The following is a 14,006-nucleotide window of genomic DNA, read 5'->3' on the forward strand; positions in this document are numbered from 1 at the left end:
GGGCGCGCGGTTGGTGGTTACCCCGGGGGCGCGGGGCTGTGCTGATGTGCGGCTCCGCCGCGTGGGCGCGCGGTTGGTGGTTACCCCGGGGGCGCGAGGAACTGCGCGCGGCGGTAGGCGATGACCCGTGTGCCGGGTACGGACAGCCACTTGCAAGCGAAGGTCCGTGCCCGGCACACGGGTCGTTTCCTTCCGTCCCGCGCAGTTCCCCGCGCCCCCGGCCTCACCTTCTGTCGCACCCCGGCCTTGCCTCCTGCCGCGCCGAGCCTCACCTCCTGCCGAGCCCGGCCCGCGCCGAGCCTCACCTCCTGCCGTGCCCGGCCCGGGCCCGGCCTCGCGTGCCGCCGTGCCGGGGGCGGGTCGGGCGCATAGCATCCGGACCGTACGGTTCATGACGGTATGTCCGGAAGCGGGGAGCGCGGCGGCATGGGCAATCCGGCACTGGTTGACCCCGGGACGGTCCGGCGGACGGCGGCCGAGGCCTGGAGCTGGGGGCACTCCCTGGTGGAGGGCTACCGCCTGCTCTACCCGGAGGTGCTGGACGAGGCCGACCCGGGCCACGTCGGCGGCTTCGGCCGGTTCGGTCGCCACCGTCCGGAGGAGGACGGTGGCCCGTACTCCCGGGCCTGGCTCGACCTGCGGACCGAGCCCTGGGTCCTGGAGCTCCCGGCGGCCGGCCCCGCGGTCTCGGCCACCGTGCAGGAGTTGGACTCCTCGCTGATCGGCACCCTCACCTGCGGCGCCCGCCCCGCCCGCTACCTGATCGCCGCCGCCCCGTCCGACCTGCGGTCCACCGACGGGGTGCCGTACGCCGACGAGCCGTTCGAAGGCGTGCTGCGCGCCGACGGGCGGTTGGTCCGGGTCACCGTCCGGGCCGGCGAGCCCTGCGGGGGAGGGGTGCTCCTGCTGCCGCTCAGTGCTCACCACGGCGAGCCTCCGGCCGCCCCGCCGGAGCCGGTGTGGCCGGTCTGGCGGGACGAACTGCTCAGCGGCCCGGACTACTTCGTGCTGCTGGACTTCCTGCTCGGCTTCCTCCCGCTCCCGCCCGATCCGGCGGCCCGCCCGGCCGAGCGCGACCTGCGCCGGAGGCTGGCCGAACTCGGCATCGGCGGAGGGGACTTCGAGCCCGCCGTGCTGCCGGTCGAGCTGCGCGAGGAGATGCTCGCCGGACTCCACGACGGCCACCCGACGGCGCAGCCGCCCGGCTGACGGGCCGGCTGACAGGCCGGCCGTCTCCGCGGCTCAGGCGGCCGGGCCCGGGGTCACCGTCGGCGACGGGGTGTCGGACGGGGAGGACGTGGGGCTCGGGTCGGCGGATGGAGAACCGGACGGCGTCGGCGTCGGTGTGGGGGTCGGGGTGGGCGTCGCAGTCGGCTCGGCGGTGGGGGTCCCGCCGGGCGTCTGGGTGGGTGTCGGGGAGGACGAGGGGGCCGGGGAACTCGGCTGGGTCGGGACGCCACGGTCGGACGGGCCGCCTTCCAGGGTGACGACGGCTTGGGAGGGGGGCAGGGCGATCCGGGCCCGCCAGGGGTGCTGCGGGGCGAGGTCCTGATCGACCGTCACGGTGAGGGTGATCCGCTGGGAGGGTTCGAGGGTGCCGGAGTCCCGGCTGAGGCGCAGCCACGGGGCGTCGCTCTCGGCCCGCCAGTGCAGGGCGGTGGAGCCGGTGTTCACCAGGGTGATCACCGTGCGCTCGCCGAACTCCTGCGCCTCGACGGTCAGTTGCCCGCCGCCCTGCTGGGCCGCCGGGGGAGCCGGGGTGGGCGTCTCCAGGTGCGGCGTGGTGCGGTCGAGCCGTACCGCGTTCCGTGAGGGCACCGGGACGGCGGGCCCGAGCACCGACGGGAGCAACGTTTCTGCGCCCTCCGCCCCTGCCCCGCCCGGGGCCCCGTCCGCGGCGCCGGTGACCGCCCCGGCCAGCGCCAGGCCGGGCTCGGGGGCCGGGCCCCGGTCCGAGGCCGGCTGGGGGGCGTGCGGCGCGGAGCCGGGCGCCGGGGTCTCGACCCGGACCGAGGAGACCGAGCCCGCCGCACCGGAGCCGCCGTCCGCACCGCGGTGCGCGCCCCAGAGCGCCACCACGGGCGCGGTCAGCACCGCCGCCAGCACGCCGGTGGTGACCACCCGCTGACGGACCGCCGGCCCGCGCAGCCGGCGCGGCGCCCGATGCCGGGGGAAGCCCTGCCGGTCGAAGCGGAGCGTCTCCTCCTCCGGCCCGGCCTGGCGCCGGACCACCAGCCGCTCCCGCAGCACCTCGGGCGCGCGCAGCAGCGGCAGCCCGGGCAGCGCGGCCAGCCCGGAGTCCAGCTCGCCGGAGACCCGCTCGGCGGTGCCCCGGCAGGTCGGGCACTCCACCACGTGCCGCACCAGCTCCCGGCGCAGCGCCGGGCCGAGCACCCACTCCCGCCAGTGCTCCGCCCCGGCCCCGCCCAGCTCGGCCAGCACCGGGCAGCTGCCCACGCCGAGCACCAGCAGCGCCACCCTGGTCCGCCAGACCTCGGCCTCGGCGGCGGCCAGCAGACCGTCCGCCTCCGCTCCCGGCAGCCCGAGCACGGCGGCCACCTCGGCCGGGGCGAGCCGGTGACGGACCGCCAGCTCCAGCGCCTCGCGCTGCTCCGGGGACGTCCCGGCGCCCTCCGGCCAGGCCAGTGAGGCCAGCTCGCGGCGGTGCTCCCGGCTGACCGGGGCACCCCCGGCGGGCGGTGCGCCGCCGTCCTGCCCCTCGGTCATCCGGCGCAGGCAGCAGTGCCGGGCCAGCGAGTACAGCCAGGCGCGGCGCAGCTCGGGCGCGCCCAGCCGGGCGTCGTGACGCAGGGCCAGGTCGCGCACCTCGCGGACGGCGGCCACCGCGGCGTCGTGGTCGCAGAGCACCGAGAGGCAGTAGGTGAACAGCCCGTCGGCGTAGTGGTCGTAGGCTGCGGCCGTCGATCCGGTGCCGGCGGCCTGGGGCGTGGGGGAAGTCGACACCCTTCCGACGCTAGGCACCGGCCCGTGCGCCGGTGCGGATTCGGGCTCCTTGTACTTCTTTCGGGTAACAACACCAGCCGCACCGTCACCTCCGCGCACCCCCGTGTCCCGCTGCGCGCCCCCGGCTGTCGGTGGCAGCCGTTACGGTGTGGGCCATGGCTGCCCGTACCAAGACCACCGCCAAGCCGCGCCCGGCCTACCGCTGCACCGAGTGCGGGAACGTGGTGCCCAAGTGGGTCGGCCGCTGCCCGGAGTGCAACGCCTGGGGCACGGTCGAGGAGTACGGCGCGGTCCCGATCCGCACCACGGCGGCCGGGCCGGTCAGCTCGCCGGCCAAGCCGATCGGGCAGATCGACGGGCAGGTGGCGACGGCCCGCTCCACCGGCGTGCCGGAGCTGGACCGCGTGCTCGGCGGCGGCCTGGTGCCCGGCGCGGTGGTCCTGATGGCCGGCGAGCCCGGCGTCGGCAAGTCCACCCTGCTGCTGGACGTGGCGGCCAAGGCGGCCACCGCGCAGCACCGCACGCTCTACGTCACCGGCGAGGAGTCGGCCGGCCAGGTCCGCCTGCGCGCGGACCGGATCAACGCGCTCTCCGACCACCTCTACCTGGCCGCCGAGTCGGACCTCGGCGCGGTGCTCGGCCACATCGACACCGTCAACCCCGGCCTGCTGATCCTGGACTCGGTGCAGACCATCGCCTCCGCCGAGCTGGACGGCGCCCCCGGCGGCCCGGCCCAGGTCCGCGAGGTGGCGAACGCGCTGATCCGGGTCTCCAAGGAGCGCGGCATGGCCACCCTGCTGGTCGGCCACGTCACCAAGGACGGCCAGATCGCCGGCCCGCGTCTGCTGGAGCACCTGGTCGACGTGGTGCTGAGCTTCGAGGGGGACAGGCACGCCCGGCTGCGCCTGATCCGCGGCGTCAAGAACCGCTACGGCGCGACGGACGAGGTGGGCTGCTTCGAGCTGCACGACGAGGGCATCGTCGGCCTGGCCGACCCGTCCGGCCTCTTCCTGACCCGCCGTGACAAGCCGGTGGCGGGCACCTGTCTGACGGTCACCCTGGAGGGTAAGCGCCCGCTGGTGGCCGAGGTCCAGGCGCTGATGGTGGACTCGCAGATCCCCTCCCCGCGCCGGACCACCTCCGGTCTGGAGTCCCCCCGGATCGCGATGATCCTGGCCGTGGTGGAGCGGCACGGCGGGGTGAAGCTCGGCAAGCAGGACATCTACACCGCCACCGTCGGCGGGGTGAAGCTCACCGAGCCCTCGGCCGACCTGGCGATCGCCCTCGCGGTGGCCTCCTCCTCCACCGACACCCCGCTGCCCAACAACCTGGTGGCGATCGGCGAGGTCGGCCTGGCGGGCGAGGTGCGGCGGGTGACGGGCGTTCAGCGGCGGCTCGCCGAGGCCCACCGGCTGGGCTTCACCCACGCCCTGGTCCCGCCGGACCCGGGCAAGGTGCCGCCGGGCATGAAGGTGGTCGAGGTCTCCGACATCGGCGAGGCGCTGCGGGCGATTCCGGGCCGCCGCCGGGCCTCGGCGAAGCCGAAGGCGGACGCCGCCGGGGGCGCCGCGGCCGCTCCGGCCCCGAGGCAGAGCACCCGTCAGACCGCCCGCCAGGCCCCGGTCGCGGCCTACCCCGACGAGCTGATGGAGGGGTGGGAGCCGGTCGACTCGGACGAACTCATCTGACCCAGACCCCGTTATTGCCGCACGCCGTTAGACTTTCCCCTGTTTAATCGGCAGAAGCATCAATGCAGTAATGCAATAACGAGAGACAAGACCGCCGGGCACCAAGCCGAGCGGTCCGGGTCTACCGGAGGAGTCACGTGGCAGCCAGCGACCGGGCGGACAAGTCCTCCCGTGAGGAGGCCCTGCTGCGGGCCTCCCTCAGTGCCATCGCCCCGGGCACGGGACTCCGCGACGGGCTGGAGCGGGTGCTCCGGGCCAACACCGGCGGCCTGATCGTGCTGGGCTTCGACAAGACCGTCGACGCCATCTCCACCGGCGGGTTCGTGCTGGACGTGGAGTTCACCGCCACCCGCCTGCGCGAGCTGTGCAAGCTGGACGGCGCGGTGGTGCTGGACAAGGACATCACCAAGATCGTCCGGGCGGGCGTCCACCTGATGCCGGACTCCACCATCCCCACCGACGAGACCGGCACCCGCCACCGCACCGCCGAGCGGGTCAACCGGCAGACCGGCTACCCGGTGGTCGCGGTCTCGCACTCGATGCGCCTGATCGCCATGTACGTCAACGGCACCCGCCGGGTGCTGGAGGACTCCACCACCGTCCTCTCCCGGGCGAACCAGGCGCTGGCCACCCTGGAGCGCTACAAGCTCCGCCTCGACGAGGTGGCCGGCACCCTCTCCGCCCTGGAGATCGAGGACCTGGTCACCGTCCGGGACGTCACCGCCGTGGCCCAGCGGCTGGAGATGGTCCGCCTGATCGCCGCCGAGATCGCCGGCTACGTGCTGGAGCTCGGCACCGACGGCCGCCTGCTCTCGCTCCAGCTGGACGAGTTGATCGCCGGCGTCGAGCCCGAGCGCGAGCTGGTCGCCCGGGACTACTTCCCGGAGCGGGCCGCCAAGCGCGGCAAGACCGTCACCGACGTGCTGGCCGACCTGGAGGCGCTCACCCACGCGGAGCTGCTGGACCTCCAGACGGTGGCCAAGGCCTTCGGCTACTCCGGTACCCCCGAGTCGCTGGACTCCGCCGTCTCGCCGCGCGGCTACCGCCTGCTGGCCAAGGTCCCGCGCCTGCCGAACACGGTGATCGAGCGCCTGGTCGAGCACTTCGGCGGCCTGCAGAAGCTGCTGGCCGCCTCCATCGACGACCTGCAGACCGTCGAGGGCGTCGGCGAGACCCGGGCCCGCTCGGTCCGCGAGGGGCTCTCCCGGCTCGCAGAATCGTCCATCCTGGAGCGCTACGTCTGACGGGTGGTCAGCCCGTGGTCCCGGGCTCGGCGTCGAGGCCGTCCGTCGGGCCGGCAGTGAGGCCGTCCTCCGGGTCGGCGTCCGCCGGGTCGGCGTCCGCGCCGTCCGTCGGGCCGGGGCCGGGTTTGACGGCGTAGAACAGGCCGAGCAGGGTGATCTCCACCGCGTCCGGGTCGCTGCTGTTCCCCTCCGCGAGGACCTCGTCGACGGCCGCCCGCAGCCGGTCCCGCAGGACGAGCGCGCGCTCCGGCCGCACCCGCAGGCTGAGGTGGCTGAACAGCCCCGGGTGGGTGACCTGCCCCGGGGTCGCGGCCGGCATTCCGAGCCGCCCGGCCTGGTAGAGCGCCTGGTACTCGTCCCGGACCGAGTCGACCGTGGCGAGCAGCGCCCTCAGCGCCTCCGGCCGCTCGGCCGATCCCCCGGTGAACACGGAGGGGGAGATCCGCAGTGACTTCTGGCCGAGCCGGTAGCGGCTCTCGGTGATGCCCGAGACCAGCCGGGTGCCGGCCACCTGGATCAGGCCGGTCTGCTCCAGCTGCTTGACGTGCCGGTAGAGCTTGGTCGGTGGTTCGTCCAGCGCGGCCGCGATCTCCTTGACCGTCAGCTCCTGCGGCTCCTGCCGGTACAGCGCGTTCATGATCTTGATCCGTACCGGGTCGGCGAGCGCCTTGAGGGTCGCCACGTCGTCGACCTCACGCTCCGTCAGTTGCTCCACCATGCGGTCATTAACCCATGCGCATCAACCCTTGTGCAAACGGTCACGTCTCTGCAATCGTTCACTCAAACGTGAATGGTCTCTGATGGGTGAACGGGGTGGGTGCGATGACTGCGCTTCAGGTCGAACGCGGGGCGGGGACCGAGCCGGAGCCGGTGGTGCCGCTGCGGCGGAACTGGCGCTTCCAGGCGCTCTGGAGCGGCGCCGCCGCCTCCATGCTCGGCACGATGGTGGCCGACACCGCCTACCCGCTGCTGCTGCTCGCGATGACCGGCTCCCCGACGCTGGCCGGGGCCTTCGGCGCGGTCCAGTTCACCGTCTCGCTGCTGCTCGGCCTGCACGGCGGCGCGCTGGCGGACCGCCGCAACCGCCGGGTGATCCTGATCGTGAGCGACGCCGTCCGGGTGCTCGCCACCCTCAGCGTCCCGGCCGCCCTCTGGCTCGGCCGCCTCACCGTCCCGCACGTCCTGCTGGTGGCCGCCGTGCTCGGCGCCACCGTCGCCTACGCCGGGCCGGTGCGGATGCTCGCGGTCCGCTCGGTGGTGCCGCCGAGCCAGCTGCGCCAGGCCCTCACCCAGGACGAGGTCAGGGTCAACGGCGCCTCGCTGCTCGGACCGCCGTTGGCCGGCCTGCTGCTCGGCCTCGGCCGGGCGGTGCCCTTCGTGGCCACCGCGCTCTCCTCGCTCTACGCCCTGGCCACCGCCTGCCTGGTCCGCTTCGACGGCCGCCCGGGGGGTGCCGGCGGGGAGAAGGGCGGCAGCATGCTGGACGGCCTCCGGGAGCTGGGGCGGAACCGGCTGATGTGCTCGGTGCTCGGCGTCATCGCACTGATCAACCTGGCCGGGTCGACCACCCTGCTGCCGGTCATGGTCCTGCTGAGGGACAACGGCGTGAGCACCACCGGCACCGGCCTGGTGCTGGCCGGCGAGGCGGTCGGCGGCCTGCTCGGCGCGCTGCTGGTCCGGCCGCTGCACCGGTGGTTCGGGCCGGGCGTGCTGGCGCTGCTGGTCAGCGGGGCGATGGTGCCGGTGCTGCTGGTGCCGTACGTCAGCGCGTCCCCGGTGGTGCTGTTCGCGGCGCTGGTGCTGCTCGCCCTGGGCGTGCCGGCCCTGCGGGTGATGCTGGACCTGCTGGTCTTCCAGCGGGTGGCCGACGAGGTGCGGGGGCGGGTGATCGCGGCCTCGATGACGGTGCTGATGCTCGGGGTGCCGCTGGGGATGTTCCTGGGCGGGGTGCTGCTGGACCACTTCGCGGCGCGCACGGTGCTCGGCGGGGTGGCGGCCGTCCTGGCGGTGGCGCTGCTGGGGATGGCCGCACCGCGGCGGCTGCGCACGGCAGGGTGGTGATCCCGGGGGCGCGGCGGCTGCGCACAGCAGGGTGGTGATCCCGGGGGCGCGGGGAACTGCGCGAGGCGGAAGAGAGTGACCCAAATGCCGGGTGCGGATGTTCACTTGCAACTGGGCTTCCGTACCCGGCACGTGGGTCACTCTCTTCCGCCTCGCGCAGTTCCTCGCGCCCCCAGACGCGTGACCTTGTCCCGGAGATGCCGCTGCTCCGGGGCGCTGGTGGTTCGACGGGCGGCCTCGGAGTACGCCTCGGCGGCCTCGGCGTCGCGGCCGAGGCGCTCCAGGAGGTGGGCGCGGGTGGCGAGCAGGCGGTGGTGGCGGGTCAGGCGCCTGTCGGTGGCGAGCTCGTCGACCACGGCGAGGGCGGCCTCGGGGCCTTCGACCTCGGCGAGGGCCACGGCGCGGTTGAGGCTGACCATCGGGCCGGGGTCGAGCCGGGTCAGCAGGTCGTAGAGGACGAGGACTTGGGGCCAGTCGGTGGCGGCCACGTCGGGCGCCTCGTTGTGCACGGCGGCGATCGCGGCCTGCACCTGGTACGGCCCGACCCGCCCCGACGGCAAGGTCCGGCCCAGGAGTTCGGTGCCCTCGGCGATCAGGGCGGCGTCCCAGCGGGAGCGGTCCTGATCGGTCAGCGGCACCAGTTCGCCGGCGGGGCCGGTGCGGGCCGGGCGTCGGGCCTCGGTGAGCAGCATCAGTGCCAGCAGACCGGCGGCCTCGGTCTCGTCCGGGGCCAGGCGGAGCAGCAGCCGGGTGAGCCGGATCGCTTCGACGGAGAGGTCCGGTGCCGTCAACTCCTCGCCCCCGGAGGCGGTGTAGCCCTCGTTGAAGACCAGGTAGAGCACCCGCAGAACCTCGCCGAGCCGTTCGTCCCGCTCGGCGGGGGCGGGCATCCGGAGCCGCGCGCCGCTCTCCCGGACGGCCTGTTTGGCCCGGCTGATCCGCTGGGCCATCGTCGCCTCGGGCACCAGGAAGGCGGCGGCGATCTGAGCGGTGGTCAGACCGCCGACCGCGCGCAGGGTGAGGGCCACCCGACTGGGGCGGGAGAGCGCGGGGTGGCAGCAGAGGAAGAGCAGCGCGAGGGAGTCGTCCCCCGCCGGGGCGTCGGCGTCGGCGGCGGGGGCGAGCAGCGCGGACTGCGGGGTGGCCAGTGCGGTGCGGTCCTCGCGGTCACGGCGGGCCCGTTCGCTGCGCACCAGGTCGACCAGCCGCCGGTTGGCGACGGTGACCAGCCAGCCGCGGGGGTTGTCCGGCACGCCCTCGGCGGGCCACTGGAGGGCGCCCGCGAGCAGGGCCTCCTGCACGGCGTCCTCGCAGCTGTCGAAGGCCCCGCCGTGGCGGCGCAGCAGCGCGCCGAGGACCTGCGGCGCCAGTTCGCGCAGCAGGTCCTCGACGGTGGGCGGGACGGTCATGCCTCGGGCGCGGCTTCGTGCAGGATCGGCCAGAGCTCGACCGGGTCGGTGTCGGCGAACGGCATGTCGGCCGCGATCTGCTGGGCCCGCTCCAGGTCCTCCACGTCCAGCAGGTAGAAGCTGGCCAGGTACTCCTTGGTCTCCAGGTAGGGCCCGTCGGTGACGGCGGGGGCGCCGTCCTGACGGCGCACCAGCTGGGCGGAGGCCGCGTCGGCCAGGCCGTAGGCGCCGATCAGCTCCCCGGTGGCCCGGTACTTCCGGTTGAACGCGTCCTGCCGGGCGATCGCGGCCGGCCACTCCTCGGCCGGGATGGCCTCCCACTTGGCCTGGTTGCCGTAGATCATCGCGACGTACTTCATCTCGGGTCCTCCTCGGTGCGGTGCACTGTCACCCTTCGGTCGGAGCCGGCACGGGGTCCTCTACACGCCCGGCGGATTTCCTTCGAAGATCTTTTCAGGAGCTCGCGAAGGTGCGCCGGTAGACCGTCGGCGGGACGCCGCGACGCCTGACGAACTGTTCGCGCAGCACCGCCGCGCTGCGGTAGCCGACCAAGTGGGCGATCTCCTCGACCGCGAGGGCGGTGGTCTCCAGCAGTTCCTCGGCGCGGGCGAGGCGCAGCTCCAGCAGCCAGGCGTGCGGGGTGGTGCCGGTGGCGGCGGTGAAGCGGCGGGCGAAGGAGCGGCGGCTCATCAGGGCACGGCGGGCCAGTTCGGTGACGGGGAGCGGCCGGTCGAGGTGCGCGCGGGCCCAGGCGAGCACCTCGGCGAGGCGTTCGTCCTCGGTGTCGGCGGGGACGGGGGCGGCCACGTACTGGGCCTGGCCGCCGGCCCGGTGCGGGGGGAGGACCAGGTCGCGCGCGATGGCGTTGGCGGTGGCGGCGCCGTACTCGCGGCGCAGCAGGTGCAGGCTGAGGTCGAAGCCGGCCGCCGCGCCCGCGCCGGTGACGATGCTGCCCTCGTCCACGTAGAGCGCCTCGGGCTCGACGGAGACCTCGGGGTGACGGTCGGTCAGGAGCCCGGCGAAGCGCCAGTGGGTGGTGGCCCGGCGGCCGTCCAGCAGGCCGGCGGCGGCCAGCGCGAAACTGCCGACGCAGTGCGCGCCGACCAGGGCGCCGCGGGCGTGGGCGGCGGTGAGGGCGTCCAGCACGGCGGGCGGCGGCGGGGTGCGAAAGTCGGACCAGGGGAGGAAGAGCACCAGGTCGGCGGTGGCGAGGCGGTCCAGTCCGTGCGTGACCTGGACGGGGACGCCGACGTCGGTGGGCACCGGGCCGGGCCGCTCGGTGCAGAGAGCGAAGTCGAACCGGGGCAGCCCGCCGCCGCGCTCGGCGAACACCTCGGCGATCACCCCGACGGCGAGCAGCCCGACCCCGGGCGGGGCGTAGGCGGCGACGGAGCGGAACGGCGTGGCGGGGGCGGGGGCTGGGGCGGCGGGCGCGGGCATCCGGGCAGTGTGGCACGGTTGGCACGAAACCCGCGATCGGTGGCATCACGGCCACTCGTCGGGAAGTCGCAGGTCGGCGAGGCTCTACGGCATGACCACTGACGCACCCGCGGGCCGCAGCGCCTCCTTCACCGTCCTGACCACCGGCTACACCCTCTCCACCGGCCCCGGCGTGGCCGCCACCGTCTCGTACGTGACCGACGGCGGCCGGCACGTGGTGGTGGACCCGGGCATGGTGGCCCACCGCGACCGCATCCTCGGCCCGCTGGCGGAGCTCGGCCTGACGGCGGACCAGGTCACCGACGTGGTGCTCAGCCACCACCACCCGGACAACACCATGAACGTCGGCCTGTTCGGCGAGGCCGCCGTCCACGACCACAAGGCCGAGTACCGGGCCGACCAGTGGACCGACCGGGACGCCGACGGCCACGAACTCACCCCCTCCCTGCGCCTGATCGCGACCCCCGGCCACAGTCCGGAGGACATCACCCTGCTGGCGGGCACCCCGGACGGCGTGGTGGCCTTCGTCGGTGACCTCTGGTGGCGCCCCAACGGCCCGGTCGAGGACCCGGTCTCCCCGGACCAGGCGGTCCTGCGGGCCTCCCGCGAACGCGTGCTGGCCGTCGCCGACGTCATCGTCCCCGGCCACGGCGCCCCCTTCCGGGCCGAGGACGCGCTGCTCTGAGCAGGCCACTGCCCGCCGCGGCCGAGGAGGGCCGGGCGGGCAGCGGGTGAGGGGGCGTCAGCTGGTGACGCGGAGCAGCTTGTTGGGGCTGCCGGTGCCGATGCCGGTGAGGACGTTGGAGGTCGCGGCCGCGAGCAGGGCCGAGGTGACCGCCGCCGGGGTGGCGGTGGTGTGGTAGGAGAGGTAGACGGCGGCGGCGCCGGCCACGTGGGGGGTGGCCATCGACGTGCCGGAGATGGTGTTGGTGGCGGTGTCGCCGGTGCCCCAGGACGAGGTGATGTTGGAGCCGGGGGCGAAGAGGTCGACCCGGGTGCCGTAGTTGGAGAAGCTGGAGCGGGCGTCGGTGTTGGTGGTGGAGCCGACGGTGATGGCGGTCGGGACGCGGGCCGGGGAGTAGTTGTTGGCGTTGGCGTTGGAGTTGCCCGCGGCCACCGCGTAGGTGACGCCGGAGGCGATCGAGGCGGCCACCGCGTTGTCCAGGGTGGTGGAGGGGCTGCCGCCCAGGCTGAGGTTGGCCACGGCGGGCTTGACCGCGTTCTTGGTGACCCACTCGACGCCGGAGACCACCCCGGCGGTGGTGCCGGAGCCGTTGTTGTCGAGCACCCGGACGCCGACCACCTTGGCGGCCTTGGCCACGCCGTACTTGGTGCCGGCGATGGTGCCCGCCACGTGGGTGCCGTGGCCGTTGCCGTCCTGGGCGACGGCGTCGTTGTCGACGAAGTCCCAGCCGTTGGCGGCGCGCGGGGCCAGGTCGGTGTGGCTGATCCGGACGCCGGTGTCGATCACGTACGCGGTGACCCCGGCACCGGCCCGGTCCGGGTAGGTGTAGCTCTGGTTCAGCGGCAGCGCGGCCTGGTCGATCCGGTCCAGGCCCCAGGACGGCGGGTTGGCCTGGGTGGCGGTGACGGTGAAGACCTGGTTCTGCTCGACGCCGGCCACCGACGGGTCGGCGGCCAGGCGGCGGGCCTGAACGGCCGTCAGGCCCTCGACCGCGTAGCCGTGCACGGCCTTGTCCCAGACCTGGGTGATCCGGCCGCCGCGCTGGACGGCCAGGCCCTGGGCCTTGGCCGAGGCGGGCGCCAGGCCGGAGCCGGGCTTGAGGGTCACCAGGTAGCTGCCCGGTATCGCCGAGGGGGAGCCGGCCTGGAGCACCACGCCCTCGGCGGGGGCCGCGAAGGCGGGGGCGGTGACGGCACCGGAGAGGGCCGCGGTGGCGACGGCGGCGGCCAGGACGGCGAGTGCGCGGCGGCGGGGGAGCTGTGCCATGAGAGGGGTCCTCCTCGTCGGTGGTGCGGGGTGAGTGAGGACCAGCCTGCGGGCTTGACGGTGCACCGACGAAGGGGCTTTCCCGTCGTCATGTCCCCGACACGCCACCGTGGTTCGGGGTTGGCCGGAGGCCGGGCGAATGCGCTCCAAGCGGGCCGCCGGACGGGCCGCGGAAGGGCTCCGTTCACGGCGGCGTGACGCCGCGGACGCACGGCGGCACCCTGCGCTGGCCGGAACCCGCCGGAACCCGCCGGGATCCGTCCGGGAACGGCGCGAGCCCCTCCGGACCGGGGTCCGACGGGGCTCCGCGGAGCGCGAGCGGTCAGTTCTCCAGGCGGATCAGGGCGCGGGCCGAGACCGGGCCGCCGGCCGGGCCGGTCAGGGCGGCCTGCACCAGGTAGCGGCCGAGCGGTGCGGGCGTCGCGTCCGGGGTGGCGCACTGCTGCTTGGAGCGGCCGCGCTCCCAGGTGAAGGTCTCGGTCAGGCCGGTGCCCGCACCGACCTGCACCCAGGTGTCCTGACGGTCCGTCGGGCAGTCGCCGGAGGACCAGACCCGCTCGTTGGACTCGGCCAGCGTCACGGTGACGGTCGAGGCCAGCCGGCCGAGGTTGACCCGGCACGCGCCGGTGGAGGTGTTGCGCACGGTGAGGGAGAGCCGGGGCTTCTCCTTGGCCTTGTACGTCTCCTGACTGCCCGCCAGCTCCAGCGAGAGCTGTCCGGCCGAGCAGACCTGGAGCGCCATCACCTCGGCGGTGTTCACCGGCAGGGGGCTGCCCGCGCCGCCGGTGCCGCCCGCGCCGCCGCCCGTCGCACCACCGGCCGCGCCGCCCGTACCGCCGCCGCCCGTACCGCCGCCGTCGGCACCGCCGGTGCCGCTGCCGCCGGTGGTCAGGCTGACCTCGCCGCCGCCGGAGCCGGAGACCCCGCCGCTGCCCGAGGAGCCGCCCGAGCCGCCGGTGCCGCTGCCGCCGCCGGGGCGGCTGTCCACGGCCGGGCCGGTCGGCGAGGCGCCCGGGGTGATCGACTGCACCGGTGCGGGCTGGGCGGTGCCCTGCTTGCCCGACTTCCCGTCGCCCCCGGATCCGGAGAACAGCCAGAAGACCAGCGCCGACACGACGGCGAGGGCTACGAGCACGACGATCCGCCGGCGCCAGTAGATCGAAGCCGGCAGCGGTCCCACGGGTTGACGCAGAGAAGGCACGGGCAAACTCTACGAGACCCGGAGGACCCGATGGTGCATCAACACCGG

General features: G+C 74.8%; 12 protein-coding genes. 5 read left to right on the forward strand and 7 right to left on the reverse strand.

What is annotated here, in order from left to right; translation table 11 throughout:
• Positions 1-399: 399 nt before the first annotated feature.
• Positions 400-1,209, forward strand: a complete 810-nt coding sequence (locus ACWEPF_RS17145; RefSeq protein ID WP_452173202.1) for a DUF1254 domain-containing protein — start codon at positions 400-402, stop codon at positions 1,207-1,209.
• Positions 1,210-1,242: 33 nt separating this feature from the next.
• Here the strand turns inward: ACWEPF_RS17145 and ACWEPF_RS17150 are convergent, their stop codons facing one another.
• A complete protein-coding gene (locus tag ACWEPF_RS17150) occupies positions 1,243-2,964 on the reverse strand; it encodes a BACON domain-containing protein (protein ID WP_452173203.1) in 1,722 nt (573 codons plus the stop codon).
• 155 nt (positions 2,965-3,119) lie between these two features.
• Here ACWEPF_RS17150 and radA point away from each other — a divergent pair, with 155 nt between their 5' ends.
• Both radA and disA read left to right on the forward strand, forming a co-directional pair.
• On the forward strand, positions 3,120-4,652 hold the full coding sequence (gene radA, locus ACWEPF_RS17155; RefSeq protein WP_345282605.1) for a DNA repair protein RadA: 1,533 nt from the start codon (positions 3,120-3,122) through the stop codon (positions 4,650-4,652).
• 185 nt (positions 4,653-4,837) lie between these two features.
• Positions 4,838-5,896: a DNA integrity scanning diadenylate cyclase DisA gene (gene disA, locus ACWEPF_RS17160; protein WP_345282609.1), complete on the forward strand. Its 1,059-nt coding sequence runs from the start codon at positions 4,838-4,840 to the stop codon at positions 5,894-5,896.
• 7 nt (positions 5,897-5,903) lie between these two features.
• On the opposite strand, the gene ACWEPF_RS17165 is transcribed toward disA, so the two are convergent.
• The gene (locus tag ACWEPF_RS17165; protein WP_452173204.1) at positions 5,904-6,614 is read right to left on the reverse strand and encodes an ArsR/SmtB family transcription factor; all 711 of its coding nucleotides are present in this window, start codon (positions 6,612-6,614) and stop codon (positions 5,904-5,906) included.
• Positions 6,615-6,718: 104 nt separating this feature from the next.
• Between ACWEPF_RS17165 and ACWEPF_RS17170 the strand changes: the two genes are divergently transcribed.
• Complete coding sequence (locus ACWEPF_RS17170; RefSeq protein ID WP_452173205.1) at positions 6,719-7,957, forward strand: MFS transporter; 1,239 nt, start codon at positions 6,719-6,721, stop codon at positions 7,955-7,957.
• A gap of 137 nt (positions 7,958-8,094) precedes the next feature.
• On the opposite strand, the gene ACWEPF_RS17175 is transcribed toward ACWEPF_RS17170, so the two are convergent.
• From ACWEPF_RS17175 to ACWEPF_RS17185, 3 genes are all read right to left on the reverse strand, one after another.
• Complete coding sequence (locus ACWEPF_RS17175; RefSeq protein ID WP_452173206.1) at positions 8,095-9,366, reverse strand: RNA polymerase sigma factor; 1,272 nt, start codon at positions 9,364-9,366, stop codon at positions 8,095-8,097.
• Complete coding sequence (locus ACWEPF_RS17180; protein WP_452173207.1) at positions 9,363-9,725, reverse strand: YciI family protein; 363 nt, start codon at positions 9,723-9,725, stop codon at positions 9,363-9,365. The genes ACWEPF_RS17175 and ACWEPF_RS17180 overlap by 4 nt, the downstream gene beginning before the upstream one ends.
• A gap of 94 nt (positions 9,726-9,819) precedes the next feature.
• A complete protein-coding gene (locus tag ACWEPF_RS17185; protein WP_452173208.1) occupies positions 9,820-10,806 on the reverse strand; it encodes a GlxA family transcriptional regulator in 987 nt (328 codons plus the stop codon).
• A 91-nt stretch (positions 10,807-10,897) separates the two neighbouring features.
• Between ACWEPF_RS17185 and ACWEPF_RS17190 the strand changes: the two genes are divergently transcribed.
• Entirely contained in the window at positions 10,898-11,491 is a 594-nt protein-coding gene (locus ACWEPF_RS17190; RefSeq protein WP_452173209.1) for an MBL fold metallo-hydrolase, read from the forward strand.
• A gap of 57 nt (positions 11,492-11,548) precedes the next feature.
• Here ACWEPF_RS17190 and ACWEPF_RS17195 read toward each other — a convergent pair whose 3' ends face one another.
• Together ACWEPF_RS17195 and ACWEPF_RS17200 are read right to left on the reverse strand one after the other, a co-directional pair.
• A complete protein-coding gene (locus ACWEPF_RS17195; protein ID WP_380149566.1) occupies positions 11,549-12,757 on the reverse strand; it encodes a S8 family peptidase in 1,209 nt (402 codons plus the stop codon).
• Positions 12,758-13,079: 322 nt separating this feature from the next.
• A complete protein-coding gene (locus ACWEPF_RS17200) occupies positions 13,080-13,958 on the reverse strand; it encodes a hypothetical protein (protein WP_452173210.1) in 879 nt (292 codons plus the stop codon).
• Positions 13,959-14,006: the final 48 nt, after the last annotated feature.

The sequence above is a fragment of the Kitasatospora sp. NPDC004289 genome (assembly GCF_053602875.1).